This window comes from Amycolatopsis thermalba (assembly GCF_023376025.1).
In the GTDB taxonomy this organism is placed as follows: Bacteria; Actinomycetota; Actinomycetes; order Mycobacteriales; family Pseudonocardiaceae; genus Amycolatopsis_E; species Amycolatopsis_E thermalba.
Genome location: NZ_CP091196.1, coordinates 3,224,704 through 3,237,850 on the forward strand (window position 1 = coordinate 3,224,704; position 13,147 = coordinate 3,237,850).

The 13,147-nt window shown below is 73.5% G+C and carries 12 protein-coding genes and 1 pseudogene; 8 read left to right on the forward strand and 5 right to left on the reverse strand.

The features are described 5' to 3' along the window. Positions 1-13: 13 nt before the first annotated feature. Complete coding sequence (locus tag L1857_RS15570) at positions 14-364, reverse strand: ArsR/SmtB family transcription factor (RefSeq protein ID WP_094005955.1); 351 nt, start codon at positions 362-364, stop codon at positions 14-16. 51 nt (positions 365-415) lie between these two features. Between L1857_RS15570 and L1857_RS15575 the strand changes: the two genes are divergently transcribed. Together L1857_RS15575 and L1857_RS15580 are read left to right on the forward strand one after the other, a co-directional pair. Further along, positions 416-1,831, forward strand: coding sequence for an amidase (locus tag L1857_RS15575; RefSeq protein ID WP_116111835.1), 1,416 nt, complete (start codon positions 416-418; stop codon positions 1,829-1,831). Continuing rightward, positions 1,828-2,652 carry an SCO6745 family protein gene (locus L1857_RS15580; protein ID WP_116111833.1) on the forward strand — a complete coding sequence of 275 codons (825 nt, stop codon included), beginning with the start codon at positions 1,828-1,830 and terminating at the stop codon, positions 2,650-2,652. Before L1857_RS15575 ends, L1857_RS15580 begins: the two co-directional genes overlap by 4 nt. Positions 2,653-2,841: 189 nt before the next feature. On the opposite strand, the gene L1857_RS15585 is transcribed toward L1857_RS15580, so the two are convergent. The 3 genes from L1857_RS15585 to L1857_RS15595 all read right to left on the reverse strand — a co-directional run bounded on the left by L1857_RS15585 (position 2,842) and on the right by L1857_RS15595 (position 6,522). Continuing rightward, positions 2,842-3,096 (reverse strand): DUF6480 family protein, encoded by a 255-nt coding sequence (locus tag L1857_RS15585; RefSeq protein WP_094005957.1) that lies wholly within the window; start codon positions 3,094-3,096, stop codon positions 2,842-2,844. 7 nt (positions 3,097-3,103) lie between these two features. Then, positions 3,104-5,608, reverse strand: coding sequence for an ATP-dependent Clp protease ATP-binding subunit (locus L1857_RS15590; RefSeq protein ID WP_116111831.1), 2,505 nt, complete (start codon positions 5,606-5,608; stop codon positions 3,104-3,106). Between the two features lie 119 nt (positions 5,609-5,727). Then, a complete protein-coding gene (locus L1857_RS15595; RefSeq protein ID WP_094005959.1) occupies positions 5,728-6,522 on the reverse strand; it encodes a SigB/SigF/SigG family RNA polymerase sigma factor in 795 nt (264 codons plus the stop codon). A 138-nt stretch (positions 6,523-6,660) separates the two neighbouring features. On the opposite strand from L1857_RS15595, the gene L1857_RS15600 reads away from it, so the two are divergent. The 3 genes from L1857_RS15600 to L1857_RS15610 all read left to right on the forward strand — a co-directional run bounded on the left by L1857_RS15600 (position 6,661) and on the right by L1857_RS15610 (position 9,357). Beyond that, positions 6,661-7,065: a DUF4383 domain-containing protein gene (locus L1857_RS15600; protein ID WP_116111828.1), complete on the forward strand. Its 405-nt coding sequence runs from the start codon at positions 6,661-6,663 to the stop codon at positions 7,063-7,065. Positions 7,066-7,300: 235 nt separating this feature from the next. Further along, on the forward strand, positions 7,301-8,125 hold the full coding sequence (locus L1857_RS15605; protein WP_116111826.1) for a glycosyltransferase: 825 nt from the start codon (positions 7,301-7,303) through the stop codon (positions 8,123-8,125). Then, complete coding sequence (locus L1857_RS15610) at positions 8,122-9,357, forward strand: glycosyltransferase (RefSeq protein WP_249465423.1); 1,236 nt, start codon at positions 8,122-8,124, stop codon at positions 9,355-9,357. The genes L1857_RS15605 and L1857_RS15610 overlap by 4 nt, the downstream gene beginning before the upstream one ends. A gap of 53 nt (positions 9,358-9,410) precedes the next feature. Here L1857_RS15610 and L1857_RS15615 read toward each other — a convergent pair. Continuing rightward, positions 9,411-10,276: pseudogene (locus tag L1857_RS15615) on the reverse strand (manganese catalase). 137 nt (positions 10,277-10,413) lie between these two features. Here L1857_RS15615 and L1857_RS15620 point away from each other — a divergent pair. The 3 genes from L1857_RS15620 (at position 10,414) to L1857_RS15630 (ending at position 13,091) form a co-directional block, all read left to right on the forward strand. Next, positions 10,414-10,941: a MarR family winged helix-turn-helix transcriptional regulator gene (locus L1857_RS15620; RefSeq protein ID WP_249465429.1), complete on the forward strand. Its 528-nt coding sequence runs from the start codon at positions 10,414-10,416 to the stop codon at positions 10,939-10,941. A gap of 334 nt (positions 10,942-11,275) precedes the next feature. After that, positions 11,276-12,097, forward strand: coding sequence for a DMT family transporter (locus tag L1857_RS15625; protein WP_116115484.1), 822 nt, complete (start codon positions 11,276-11,278; stop codon positions 12,095-12,097). Positions 12,098-12,149: 52 nt separating this feature from the next. Continuing rightward, positions 12,150-13,091 carry an NAD-dependent epimerase/dehydratase family protein gene (locus L1857_RS15630; RefSeq protein WP_249465432.1) on the forward strand — a complete coding sequence of 314 codons (942 nt, stop codon included), beginning with the start codon at positions 12,150-12,152 and terminating at the stop codon, positions 13,089-13,091. Positions 13,092-13,147: the final 56 nt, after the last annotated feature.

A 13,147-nucleotide genomic window follows, 5' to 3' on the forward strand; every position in this document is an offset into this window, starting at 1 on the left:
ATACCGGGCGGCGCTAGTGATCCGGGTGCGGGCGGACGTGGTGGATCAGCTCGTGGACGGTCGCGTCCGCGAGCCGGTACCGCACGATCCGGCCGGTTCGCCGCGCGGTGACCAGGCCGTGCGCGCGCAACAGCCGCAGCGCCTGGGAGACCGCGGTGTCCGTCATGCCGGCCGCCACCGCCAGGTCGGAGACGCAGATCTCCCGCGCGTAGTGGATGCACACGAGCAACGTCAGGCGCGACGGGTCGGCCAGGACGGAGAACCGCTCGGCCCACTCGCGCACCACGTCCCGCTCGCCGAGCCCGGCCAGCGCCGCCTCGACGGCCGGGCCGTCGATCACCCGGCGATCCGCCCCGTTCGTCACCCCGGCATCGTCTCATCCGCCCGCGGCCCGCGTTGCTGGCAGGATCGACGCGTGACCGACATTCCCTTCCGCACCGCACGGGAACTGCGCGCCGCGCTCGGGGCGCGCGAGCTGTCCGCCCGCGAGGTCGTCCAGGCGCACCTCGACCAGATCGACCGCGTCAACCCGCGGGTCAACGCCGTCGTCACGGTCGTCGCCGAGCGGGCGCTGGCCGAGGCGGCCTCGGCTGACGAGCGCGCCGCCCGCGGCGCGGACCTGCCGCCCCTGCACGGCATCCCGGTCGCGCACAAGGACACCCACGAGACGGCCGGCATCCGCACCACGTTCGGCTCGCCGCTGCACGCGGACCACGTGCCCGAACGCGACGAGCTGGTGATCGAGCGCATGCGGGCCGCCGGGGTGATCAGCCTCGGCAAGACCAACGTGCCGGAGTTCGCCGCCGGCTCGCACACCTTCAACCCGGTCTTCGGCGCCACCCGGAACCCCTACGACCCCGGCCGGTCCGCGGGCGGGAGCAGCGGTGGCGCCGCGGCCGCCCTGGCCACCGGGATGCACCCGCTCGCCGACGGCAGCGACCTCGGCGGGTCGCTGCGCAACCCGGCGTCGTTCTGCAACGTCGTCGGATTCCGGCCGTCGATCGGACGGGTGCCGTCGTGGCCGGCGCCGCTGGGCTGGTCCGGGCTGGCGACGGTGGGCCCGATGGCCCGCACCGTCGCCGACGCGGCGCTGCTGCTGTCGGTGCTCGCCGGGCCGGACCCGCGGTCGCCGATCGCGCTGGACGAGCCGGGGGAGGTCTTCGCCCGTCCGCTGGACCGCGACGTGCGCGGCCTGCGGATCGCGTGGTCGCCCGATCTGGGCGGGAGCGTGCCGGTGGAACCGGAGGTCGCGGACGTGGTCGAGGCGTCGGCGAAGGCGTTCGCGGACATGGGGTGCGTGGTGGAGCGCGACTGCCCGGACTTCACCGGCGCGGACGAGGCGTTCCGCATCCTGCGGGCGTGGCAGTTCGCGGTGAAGTTCGGGCCGCTGCTGGCGTCCGCGCGGGACCGGCTCAAGGACAGCATCGTGTGGAACACCGAGGAGGGGCTGCGGCTGTCGGCGACCGACGTGGGACGCGCCGAGGTCCTGCGCACCGAGCTGTTCCACCGCTTCCGCGAGTTCTTCACCCGCTACGACTTCCTGGTGCTGCCGGTGAGCCAGGTGCCGCCGTTCGACGGGGAGCTGGAGTACCCGGTGCGGGTCGCGGGCCAGGACATGGAGACCTACCTGGACTGGATGCGCTCGGCCTACTTCGTCACGGTCAGCGGTTCGCCCGCGTTGTCGGTGCCGGCCGGGTTCACGCCGGGTGGCCTGCCGGTGGGGGTGCAGATCGTGGGGCCGCACCGCGCGGACTTCGCCGTGCTGCAGCTGGGGCACGCGTTCGAGCAGGCCACCCAGGTGGGCCGGCAGCGCCCGGCGGTGGCGCGATGAGGGCGCGGGAGCTGTGGGTGGTGCTGGAGACGCTGCACGACGTCACCTACTTCGCCCCGCAGGCGAAGGCGGCGCACGAGGCCGCGGGGCTTCGCGGGTTCTGGCGCGGGTACGTCGGGACGCGGGCGGCGCCGCTGGGGGCTGCTGGGCTCGGGGTGGTGACGGCGGTGTTCTACAACTTCGCGCCGTCGTTCCTGGCGCGGTCGGTGCCCGCGATCTGGGACGTGGTGTCCCCGGCGGACGCGCTGGCGGCCCGGAGCGCGGGTGCGGTGGCGGCGCTGCGGGAGAGCGTGCCGGAGGTGCCGGGGCCGGTGCTGTCGGTGTTGCGGCGGATCGTGGAGGCGGCCGGCTGGGCGGGGCGGCCGCTGGGGGCGGCGAACGCCGCGTTGCCGTGGCCGGACGAGCCGCTCGCCGCGCTCTGGCAGGCGGCGACGACGTTGCGCGAGCACCGCGGCGACGGCCACGTGGCGGTGCTCGCCGCGGAGGGGATCGACGGCCTGGAGGCCCACGCCCTGCGCGACGCGGCGGACGGCAGCCGGAGCGTGGTGGCACCCCACCGCGGCTGGACGGACGAGGAGTGGACGGCGGCACGCGAGCGCCTCACCGCGCGGGGACTCGTGCGTGCGGACGGACTGACCGACGAGGGCGCCCGGCTGAGGGACCACATCGAGCGGCGGACGGACGAGCTGGCGGCGGCGCCGTACGCGGTGGCGGACGCGGACGAGCTGGCCACGCTGGATGGCTGGCTGAGGCCGATCGCGCGGGGGCTGGTGCCGGCGCCGGTGCCACACCCGAACCCGGTGGGGGCGCCCGCGCCCTGAGCCGCTGCGCGGGGCTGACCGCCGGGAGCCGCTGCGCGGCGCTGCCGCGGCGCGGTGGAGGGTGAAGGCAGCGGATGGCGGAGCCGGAGGGTGGTCAGGCCGGGTGGCGGGGATCGGCCGGGAAGCCGCTGCGCGGCGCTGCCGTGCCGGTCCGCTGCTGGCGCCGGGGCGTCGCACGCCGGCTTGGGTTCAGAACTGCAGCCAGCCCACCGCCGACGCCACCAGCAGCGCCGCCACCAGCACTGCCAGCACCACCGAGATCACGATCGTCGCGACGGGGAGGGCTCGTGGGGGTTTCTGCTGGTGGTGTGACAGGCCGGAGGTCTGCCCCGAGTCCGGCGGCGTGTCACCGGGGGCGACGCCTCCGCCGGGCTCCAGCCCCGGCGTCCGGGCCGGGTCGGGGTCGGGCGGGGTGTCGCCCGGCCGCGGATCGGGACCGCTCATCGCACACTCACCTTCCCACCGACGCCGACACGTCGAACGACAAGCCCTTGTCCCCGCCGGCCACGCGCACCCGCGCGCCCGGGGACAGCTCGCCGCGCAGCATCATCCTCGACAACGGGTTGTCGACCTCGCGCTGGATCGTGCGGCGCATCGGGCGCGCGCCGAACTCGGGCTGGTACCCGGCCCGCGCCAGCCACGACACCGCCTCCGGCGTGAACTCCAGCGTGATGCCCTGCGCGTGCGCCCGCCGTTTCGTCTGCTCCAGCATCAGCTCGGTGATCTGCTCCAGCTGCCGGACCGCCAGCTTGCGGAACACGATGATCTCGTCGATCCGGTTGAGGAACTCCGGCCGGAACGACTCCCGCAGCCGCCGCATCAGCCGGTCCCGCAGCGGCCCCTCGGCGTCGCCGCGGTCGGTGCCGAACCCGAGCGCGCCCTGCGTGCTGCTGGAGATGATCTCCGACCCGATGTTGCTGGTCATGATGAGCACGGTGTTGGTGAAGTTCACCGTGCGCCCGCGCCCGTCGGTGAGCCGGCCGTCGTCGAGGACCTGCAGCAGCACGTTGAAGATCTCCGGGTGCGCCTTCTCGATCTCGTCGAACAGCACCACCGAGTAGGGCCGCCGCCGCACCGCCTCGGTCAGCTGGCCGGCCTCCTCGTACCCGACGTAGCCCGGGGGAGCGCCGATCAGCCTGCTGACCGTGTGCCGCTCGCCGTACTCGGACATGTCCAGCCGGATCATCCGCTCCTCGTCGCCGAACAGCGCCGCCGCCAGCGCCCGCGCCAGCTCGGTCTTGCCGACCCCGGTCGGGCCGAGGAACAGGAAACTGCCGTAGGGCCGGCCCGGCGGGGCGAACCCGGCCCGCGACCGGCGCACCGCCTCGGCGACCGCGTCGACCGCCTCCTCCTGCCCGATGACCCGTTCGTGCAGGTGCTCCTCCAGCCGCAGCAGCCGGTCGCGCTCGTCCTCGGTCAGCTGGTTCACCGGCACCCCGGTCAGCCGCGAGATCACCTCGGCGATGTCCTCGCGCGTCACCTCCTGCGCCCCGCCGGGCCGCCCCTCGCTGTCCGCGGCGCGCAGCTGCTCACGCAGGCCGGCGATCTCGTCGCGCAGGGCCGAGGCGCGCTCGAAGTTCTCCTCCGCGACGGCCTGGTCCTTGTCCCGGGACAGCTCCTCCAGCCGGGCCTGCATCTCACGCACGTCGTGGGGACGGCGGCCGGCGCGCAGCCGCACCCGCGCGCCCGCCTGGTCGATCAGGTCGATCGCCTTGTCCGGCAGGAACCGGTCGGTCAGGTAGCGGTCGGACAGGTCGGCGGCCGCGGCCAGCGCCTCGTCGGTGAACCGGACCTGGTGGTGCGCCTCGTACCGGTCGCGCAGGCCGTGCAGGATCGCGACGGTGTCGGCCACCGACGGCTCGGGCACCAGGATCGGCTGGAACCGCCGCTCCAGCGCCGGGTCGTTCTCGATGTGCTGCCGGTACTCCTCCAGCGTGGTCGCGCCGACGATGTGCAGCTCGCCGCGGGCCAGCGCGGGCTTGAGCATGTTGCCCGCGCCCATCGAGCCCTCCGACGCGCCCGCGCCGACCACGGTGTGCAGCTCGTCGATGAACACGATCAGCTGGTCGCGGTGCGCGCGGATCTCGTCGAGGAGGTTGGTCATGCGCTCCTCGAAGTCGCCGCGGTAGCGGGTCCCGGCGACCATCGCGGTCAGGTCGAGCCGCACCACCTGGCGCCGGGCGAGCAGGTCGGGCACGTCGCCGTCGCAGATGCGCTGCGCCAGGCCCTCGACGATCGCCGTCTTGCCCACGCCCGGTTCGCCGATCAGCACCGGGTTGTTCTTGGTGCGCCGCGACAGCACCTCGATGGTCTGCTCGATCTCCTCGTCGCGCCCGACGACCGGGTCGATGTTGCCCTCGGCCGCCTCGGCGGTGAGATCGCGGCCGTACTGGTCCAGTGTCGGCGTGCCGGTGCGGGCCGGCCGCTGCTCGGGCCGGGCGCCCTGCGGTGACGGCCCCTGGAAGGCCTCCGGGGTGACGCCCGCCCGCGCGAGAATGCGGCCGGCCGCGGAGTCCGGGTTGGCCACGAGCGCGAGCAGCAGGTGCTGGGGCCCGATGTAGGTGGAGCCGAGGGTGCGGGCGATGCCGTGCGCGTCCAGCAGCGTGCGCTTGGCGCCCGGCGCGAGCATGGCCGGCGTGCTGCGCTGACCGGCGCCGTTGCCGTGCCGGTCGATCTCACGCGCGATGTCGTCGGGGTCGGCGCCCGCGCTCTCCAGCAGCCGGCGCGTCGGCGAGGCCTGGGTGGCCGCCCACAGCAGCTGTTCGGTGTCGACGTCGGTGCGGCCCTGCTCGGCGGCCTTCTCGGCGGCGTGCGCGACGAGTTCCCGCGCCTGGTCGGACATGAGGCGGGTGATGTCGACCGCGTTCGGCCGCCTGCTGGGCACGGCGTTGCCGAAGAACTGGGCCAGGAACTGGTCGAACGGACTGCCGGGCCCGCCCGCGAAGAAGCCGGTCATGTGCGCGGAACACTCCTTAGCCGTGGGGGTGCGCGCCCGGCGCTCCACATCGGACGGAACGGGCCCGGGCGATCCACCGCCGTCGGCTACCCGGGGCCGGGCGGGGTGAAACCGCGAGGTCAGGGCTCTTCGGTGAGCTTCTCGCGCAGGTGCTGCAGGGTCTGCGCGAGCAGCCGCGACACGTGCATCTGGGAGATGCCCACGCGCTTGGCGATCTGGGTCTGCGTCATGTTGCCGAAGAACCGCAGCATGAGGATGGTGCGCTCGCGCGGGGCCAGGTCGCGCAGCAGCGGCTGCAGTGCCTCGTGGTTCTCCACCGTCTCGATGCCGTAGTCCTCTTCCCCGAGGGTGTCGGCCAGCGACGCGGCGTCGTCGTCCTCACCGGCGGGTTTGTCGACCGACACGGCGTAGTAGGCGTTGCCGGCCTGCAGGCCCTCGCTCACCTCGTCGGGCGTGAGGTCCAGCTCGCGGGCGATCTCGGTCGGGGTCGGCGCGCGGCCCAGGCGCTGGCCCAGCTCGCCGCTGGCCTGCCCGATCTGCAGGTGGAGTTCCTTGAGCCGGCGCGGCACCCGCACCGACCAGCTGGCGTCGCGGAAGTGCCGCCGCACCTCGCCCATGATCGTGGGCACCGCGAAGGACAGGAAGTCGGTGCCGCGTTCCGGCTCGAACCGGTCGACGGCGTTGATCAGCCCGACCCGCGCGACCTGCAGCAGGTCCTCGTACGCCTCGCCGCGCCCGCTGAACCGGCGCGCGATGTGCTCGGCCACCGACAGGTACTGGGTGACCAGCGCGGTGCGGAGCCGCTCGCGGCGCGGATCCTCCGGCGGGGTGGCCGCCAGATCCGTGAAGGTGGGGGTGTCGTCCACCGAGGAATCGTTGTCCTCGACGGTGCCCGCGAGGCGCGTCTCAGCCAACGTTCCGCTTCCCCCCGCTGCTTCGTCCCGGCCTGGTCATGGCCCGGGCTACCCCGTCCCGCCGTTCGCCACACCTGGTTGCGGCCGCCCGCCGCGGGGAACCCCGGGCGGACGAGCCGGAACGAAGGAGGTCTTTCCATGGCTGCACACACCACGGGGCGGGCGCCGGTGGCCCAGGGTTTCGCGCTACTGGTCGGCGTGGTGTTCCTGGCACTGGGGATCGGCGGGTTCGCCACGTCCGGCGAACTCCTCGGGTTCCACACGGGAACGCTGCTGAACCTGACGCGCACCGCGGTCGGCCTGCTCGCGCTGGTGGCGGCCTGGAAGGGACCGTCCGCGCGGATCCTCGGCCTGGTGGTCTTCTTCGGACTGCTGGGCATCACCGTGTGGGGCCTGCTGTCGGCGGGCACCGGCGGCCCGGGTGACGTCCGCCGCCTGTTCGACCCGGCCTGGACCGACAACGCCCTGCACGGCGTGGTCGCGGTGCTGGGACTGGTCGTCTTCCTGCTGCCCACCCGGACGAGGAACACCGAACGCGTGTGACGACTACGGAGAGTAGCAGTGCTGCGTAGCGTGTTTAGTTCCTCTGCCAGGGTGAAAGAACTCCTCCATGAGACGGGGAGAGGACGATCCGCTGCGAATCCTGGTGTGGCACGTGCACGGGTCGTGGACCAGTTCGTTCGTGCGCGGGCGGCACGAGTACCTCCTTCCGCTGTTGCCGGAGGGCGGTCCCTGGGGCCGGGGGCGTTGTGACCGAGCGTGGCCGTCGGCGCGGGAAGTGAGCCCGGCCCAGCTGCGCGACGCCGACATCGACGTGGTCGTCCTCCAGCGCCCGGAGGAGATCGAGCTGGCCGAGCGCTGGACCGGGCGGAAGCCCGGCCGGGACGTGCCGGCGGTGTTCGTCGAGCACAACACCCCGACCGGCGACGTGCCGCGCACGCGGCACCCGCTGGCCGGCCAGGACGAGATCCCGCTGGTGCACGTCACCCACTTCAACCACCTGATCTGGGACTCCGGCCGGGCGCCCGCCACGGTCATCGAGCACGGGGTGGTCGACCCGGGTGAGCTCTACACCGGCGAGGAGGCCTCGATCGGCCTCGTGATGAACGAGCCGGTGCGGCGGGGCCGGGCGGTGGGCACCGACCTGCTGCCCGCCTTCGCCGAGGTCGCGCCGCTGGACGTGTGGGGCATCGGCGTGGAGAAGCTCGAGGAGCACTTCGGCTTGGGCGAGCGCCTGCGCACGCGGGGTGATCTCGGGCAGGACGCCCTGCACGCGGGACTGGCGCGGTGCCGGCTGTACCTGCACACGCCACGCTGGACGTCGCTGGGCCTGTCGCTGATCGAGGCGATGCACCTGGGGATGCCGGTGGTGGCGGTGGCCGGCACGGAGGCGTCCCGGGCAGTGCCGCCGGAGGCGGGTTTCGTCTCGGCGGACGTGAACGAACTGGTGCGGGCGGCCGCCGAGCTCATGGCGGACCCGGAACTGGCGCACCGGATGGGCAAGCAAGCGCGCGAGCACGCGCTGGCCAGCTACGGCCTGGACGCCTTCCTGCGCAACTGGGACGTCCAGCTCGGCCGGGTGACGAGTGGAGGTAGCGCATGAAGATCTCGATGGTGTCGGAGCACGCCAACCCCCTGGCCGTGCTGGGCGAGGTGGACGCGGGCGGGCAGAACCTGCACGTGGCGGAGCTGTCCGCGGCGTTGTGCCGCCAGGGCCACGACGTCACCGTCTACACCCGGCGCGACGACCGCGCGCAGCCGGAGCAGGTCCGGGCCCCCGCGGGCTACCGGGTCGTGCACGTCCCGGCCGGCCCCGCGGAGCGCCTGCCCAAGGACGAGCTGCTGCCGCACATGACCGAGTTCGGGCGCTACCTGGCGAAGTCGTGGCAGCGGGACACCCCGGACGTGGTGCACGCGCACTTCTGGATGTCCGGGCTGGCGTCGCTGCTGGCCACCCGCGGCACCGACGTGCCGGTGGTCCAGACCTTCCACGCCCTCGGTGTGGTGAAGAAGCGCTACCAGGGCACCGCCGACACCAGCCCGCCCGAGCGGGTGCAGCTGGAGCGGCTGATCGGCAAGAACGCCGCCCGCGTCGCCGCGACCTGCTCCGACGAGGTCTTCGAGCTGGCCCGGATGGGCCTGCCGCGCGCACGCATGTCGGTCGCCCCGTGCGGGGTGGACCTGGAGCGCTTCACGCCGGACGGGCCGGCCGCCCCGCGCGGCACCCTGCACCGGATCGTCAGCGTCGGCCGGCTGGTGCCGCGCAAGGGGTTCGCGACGGCGATCGCCGCGCTGCCCGCCGTGCCCGGCGCCGAGCTGGTGATCGCCGGTGGCCCCGAGCAGGGACGGCTCGCCGACGACCCGGAGGCCAATCGCCTGCTGGAGCTGGCCCGGCGGCTCGGTGTCGCCGACCGGGTGCGGCTGCTGGGCCAGGTGACGCGCGATGAGATGCCGTCGCTGCTGCGGTCGGCGGACCTGGTCGTGTGCACGCCGTGGTACGAGCCGTTCGGCATCGTGCCGCTGGAGGCCATGGCCTGCGGGGTCCCGGTGGTGGCGGCCGCGGTCGGCGGGCTGATCGACACCGTGGTGGACGGCGTGACCGGTGAGCTGGTGCCGCCGAAGCGGCCGGAGGCGCTCGCCGCGACCCTGCGGCGGCTGCTGGGCGACCCGGCGCAGCGCGAGGCGTACGGGATCGCCGGGTGCGACCGGGCCCGGTCGCGGTACTCGTGGGACCGCATCGCGGTCGACGTCCTGCGCATCTACGAGAAGGCGCTGGGGGACAAGGTCCCGGCCGGTGCGGTGGTGCCCGCGGACGCCGCGGCGAGCCCGGTCTGACGCGAGCGAGCGGAAAGCCCCCTCGGGAGTGGTTCCCGAGGGGGCTCTTTCCGTCAGGTCAGCTTGTTGACCGCGGACTGGGCCTTGCCCTTGACCGTGCCCATCGCGTCCTGCGTGGGCGAGTAGGTCGCGTAGAGCTGTGGGTCGGGTTTGGGGCGCTGCCGGGGCCGCCGAGGGGTTTGGGGTCCATGAGGTAGTCGATGCGGTCCTCTCCGGTGGACCAGGAGCCTTTGTTGCCGTCGGGGCCGTCGGAGAGGTGCCAGATGGTGTTGTTGTGGGTCTGGTCTTCTTCGTCGAGCAGGGCGTTGGGGGCGATGTCGCTTTCCAGGCCGTCGGCTTGGAGTTCTTCGATGGCGCGCAGCCACTGCTTCTGGTGCACGGTGTCGCGGGCCAGGTTGAACTTCAGCATTTCCTTCACGCCCGGGTCGTCGGTCATGTTGTACAGCCGCGCGGTCTGCAACCGGCCCTGCGCCTCGGCGGCGGCGTTGGCCCGGAAGTCGGCCAGCAGGTTGCCGGAGGCCACGATGTACTTGCCGTTCCACGGCGTGCCGTTGGAATCCGCCGGCATGGCGCCGCCGCCGGCGACGATGGCCTGCTGCGGGTCCATCCCGCCCAGCACCGCGGCCATCACCGGGTCTTTGGCGGCTTCGGCGGTGGCGGTGGCGGGGGCGCCTTCCAGCAGGCGGGCGACCATGGTGGCCAGCATCTCCACGTGACCGATCTCCTCGGTCGCGGTGTCCATGATCAGGTCCTTGTACTTGCCCTCGATGCGGCAGTTCCAGCCCTGGAACAGGTACTGCATCGTCACCGTCATCTCACCGTAGGCACCACCGATCAGCTCCTGCAGCTTCCGGGCGTAATACGGGTCCGGACGCTCCGGCTTCGCCTCGAACTGCAGCAGTTTCGTGTGTCGGAACACAGAGATCTCCTTGGGAAACGAAGGAAAGTTGCATTTCGGTACGCGTACGCAGACGGAGGGCTTCCCCCGCACGCGCCGGTTATTCGTGTTCACGCCGCCGACTTGCGGATCCCACCCCGATGAACTATGCATGAGTCATGCATGATGAGCGGCTGGCGAATCTCCTCGGCGCGCTCGCGCTGACGGTGAACGACCTCGCCCTCACCGACGCGACCGCCGCCGCTGGCACCAGCGTGAGCGGTTCGGCGGCGCTGGTGGTGCTGTCCACCGCGCCCGGGCTGTCGGTGACGGAGCTGGGGCGGAGGGTGGGGCTGAGCCAGCCCGCCGCGGCGCGGATGGTGGACGTGCTGGAGCGGCGGGGCCTGGTGGAGCGGCGGCCCACGCTCGCCAGGGCGGTCGCCGTGCACCTGACGCCGATGGGCGCCGAGGCGGCCGCGCGGATCCTCGGCGAGCGCGGCGGACGGCTCGGCTCGCTGGCGGCCGCGCTCGACGAACGGGAGCGGGAGGTGTTCGCGGAGCTGGCCGGAAAGCTGCTGACGGCGGCCTACGAGCAACTCCCCGAGGCCGACCGCCTGTGCCGCCTGTGCGACCGCGCGGCCTGCACCGCCGAGGGCGAGACCTGCCCGGTGGGCGCGGCCTGCCGGGCGCGGGAGGCGGGGGAATGAGGGGTGAGGTGGTGCCGGCGGGGTGGCGGCCCGACCCAGCGGTGCTGGGTCGGGGCGGGTGGCCTCGGTTCCGCTGGCCCGGTGGGCGCGGCCTGCCGGGCGCGGGAGGCGGGGGAATGAGGGGTGACTTCGGGTGCCGGTGGCGCGCCGCGCCGCGGCGAGGTGGCCGGGGTGCGAGCGGCGGCGGCCGGGGGCCGCATGCCGGTGCCGCGCGGCGGCCGGTGCGCATCAGTGGCGGCCGGGGCGCGTCCGTGGACGGCCCGCGCCCGCGTGCCGCTGCGGCGCGGCCGCGTGCGACGGTGGTGGCCACTTCGCCGGGTGCGGGAGGCCGCCGATGACCGGTGAGCTTCTGGCGCTCGCCTCCGCTGGGTGCTTCGGCGTCACGCACTTCGTCAACGGGGTGATCGCTCGCCGGGCGCCCGGCCTCACCGTTTCGCTGTACGCGCAGCTCGGTGGCACCCTCGTCACGCTCGTCGTCGCGGTCGTCTGGTCCCCGCCCGGCCTCACGGGGCTCCTGTGGGGCGCGCTGTCCGGCGTCGGCACCGGCATCGGCGTCGCGTTCCTCTACCGCGCCATGAGCCGGGACGCGTTGAGCGTCGTGGTGCCCGTCAGCGACGTCGGGGCCGTCGTGCTGCCCGTCGTCGCCGGGCTCGCCTTCCTCGGGGAACGGCCCTCGCCCGCGGCGATCGCCGGCATCGTGCTCGCCCTGCCCGCCATCTGGCTCGTCTCCGGCGGCGGGCGGCCCACCGGCCCCGGCATCCGCTACGCGCTCATCGCCGGAGCGGGCTTCGCCGTCCAGTTCCTCGCCATGAAACCCGTGCCCCTGGACGCCGGGCTGTGGCCGATCGTGGTCAGCCGCGCCGCCTCCGTGGCCGCCATCCTGCCGCTCGTGCTCACCACGCGGACCCCGCTCACGCTGCGTCCCCGCCTCGCCTGGCCGGCCGCCGCCGCGGGCGCCCTGGGCAGCGTCGCGATCGTGCTCTACTGGGTCGCCACCCACCAGCAGCTGCTGGCCGTCGCGACCGTCCTGGCCGCCCTCTACCCGGCCATCCCCGTGGTGCTCGCACTGCTCTTCCTGGGTGAACGCCTCAGCCGGAAGCAGACTCTCGGTGTCTGCGGGGCCGCCGCCGCGCTGGCGCTGTTAGCCCTGGCGTAGGAGAAGTACCTCCGTAGCGTTTTGAAGTGACTCCGCCGGGTAGGAGAAGCGCATGCGCGGGCATGCGGTGGTCACGGGCGGAGCGGGTTTCGTCGGCTCCCACCTGTGCGACCGCCTGCTCGCCCGCGGCATGCGCGTCACCTGCGTGGACAACCTGTGCACCGGCACCACCGGCAACATCGCGCACCTCACCGGGAAGGACTTCCACTTCGTGGAGGCCGACGTCTCCCGCGGGCTGGACGTCGGCGGCCCGGTCGACCTGGTGATGCACCTGGCCAGCCCCGCCTCGCCCCGCGACTACGACCGCCTGCCGGTGGAAACGCTGCAGACCGGCGCCGCGGGCACCAACCACGCCCTCGACCTCGCCGAGGTCACCGGCGCCCGGTTCGTGCTCGCCTCCACCAGCGAGGTCTACGGCGACCCGCGCGAGCACCCGCAGCGCGAAAGCTACTGGGGCAACGTCAACCCGGTCGGCCCGCGCAGCGTCTACGACGAGGCGAAACGCTACGCCGAAGCGCTCACCGCCGCCTACCGCCGCACCCGCGGCGTGAACACCGGCATCGCGCGCATCTTCAACACCTACGGCCCGCGCATGCGCCCCGGCGACGGGCGGGCGATCCCCACGTTCATCAAGCAGATCCTCACCGGCGAACCGGTCACCGTCGCCGGTGCGGGCACCCAGACCCGTTCCCTGTGCTATGTGGACGACACCGTGGACGGCCTGCTGGCACTGGCGGACAGCGATTTCCCGGGCCCGGTCAACCTCGGCAACCCGCACGAACTCCAGATCCGCCACCTGGTGGGGGAGATCCAGCGGCTGGCCGGCACGACCGTGCCGGTGCGCAGCATCCCCGCCCCGGTGGACGATCCGCAACGACGGTGCCCGGACATCGCCGTCGCGCAACGGGAACTGGGCTGGCAGCCGCGCGTGGAGCTGCACGAGGGCCTGCGCCGGACCCTGGAGTGGTTCGCCGCCCACCTCAGTCTCGTTTAGACGCGGAGTAGCAGGGGTAGCGCTAAGTAGCAGTAGTGACGGGATGTGGAGGTAAC

What these genes read in the sequence shown, in the direction of transcription:
- L1857_RS15600 (WP_116111828.1), top strand. Translation starts at nt 6,661, where the DNA reads ATGGCTGCACACACCACGGGGCGGGCGCCGGTGGCCCAGGGTTTCGCG.
- L1857_RS15580 (WP_116111833.1), top strand. Translation starts at nt 1,828, where the DNA reads ATGAGGGCGCGGGAGCTGTGGGTGGTGCTGGAGACGCTGCACGACGTC.
- L1857_RS15610 (WP_249465423.1), top strand. Translation starts at nt 8,122, where the DNA reads ATGAAGATCTCGATGGTGTCGGAGCACGCCAACCCCCTGGCCGTGCTG.
- L1857_RS15590 (WP_116111831.1), bottom strand. Translation starts at nt 5,608, where the DNA reads ATGACCGGCTTCTTCGCGGGCGGGCCCGGCAGTCCGTTCGACCAGTTC.
- L1857_RS15620 (WP_249465429.1), top strand. Translation starts at nt 10,414, where the DNA reads ATGCATGATGAGCGGCTGGCGAATCTCCTCGGCGCGCTCGCGCTGACG.
- L1857_RS15630 (WP_249465432.1), top strand. Translation starts at nt 12,150, where the DNA reads ATGCGCGGGCATGCGGTGGTCACGGGCGGAGCGGGTTTCGTCGGCTCC.
- L1857_RS15585 (WP_094005957.1), bottom strand. Translation starts at nt 3,096, where the DNA reads ATGAGCGGTCCCGATCCGCGGCCGGGCGACACCCCGCCCGACCCCGAC.
- L1857_RS15625 (WP_116115484.1), top strand. Translation starts at nt 11,276, where the DNA reads ATGACCGGTGAGCTTCTGGCGCTCGCCTCCGCTGGGTGCTTCGGCGTC.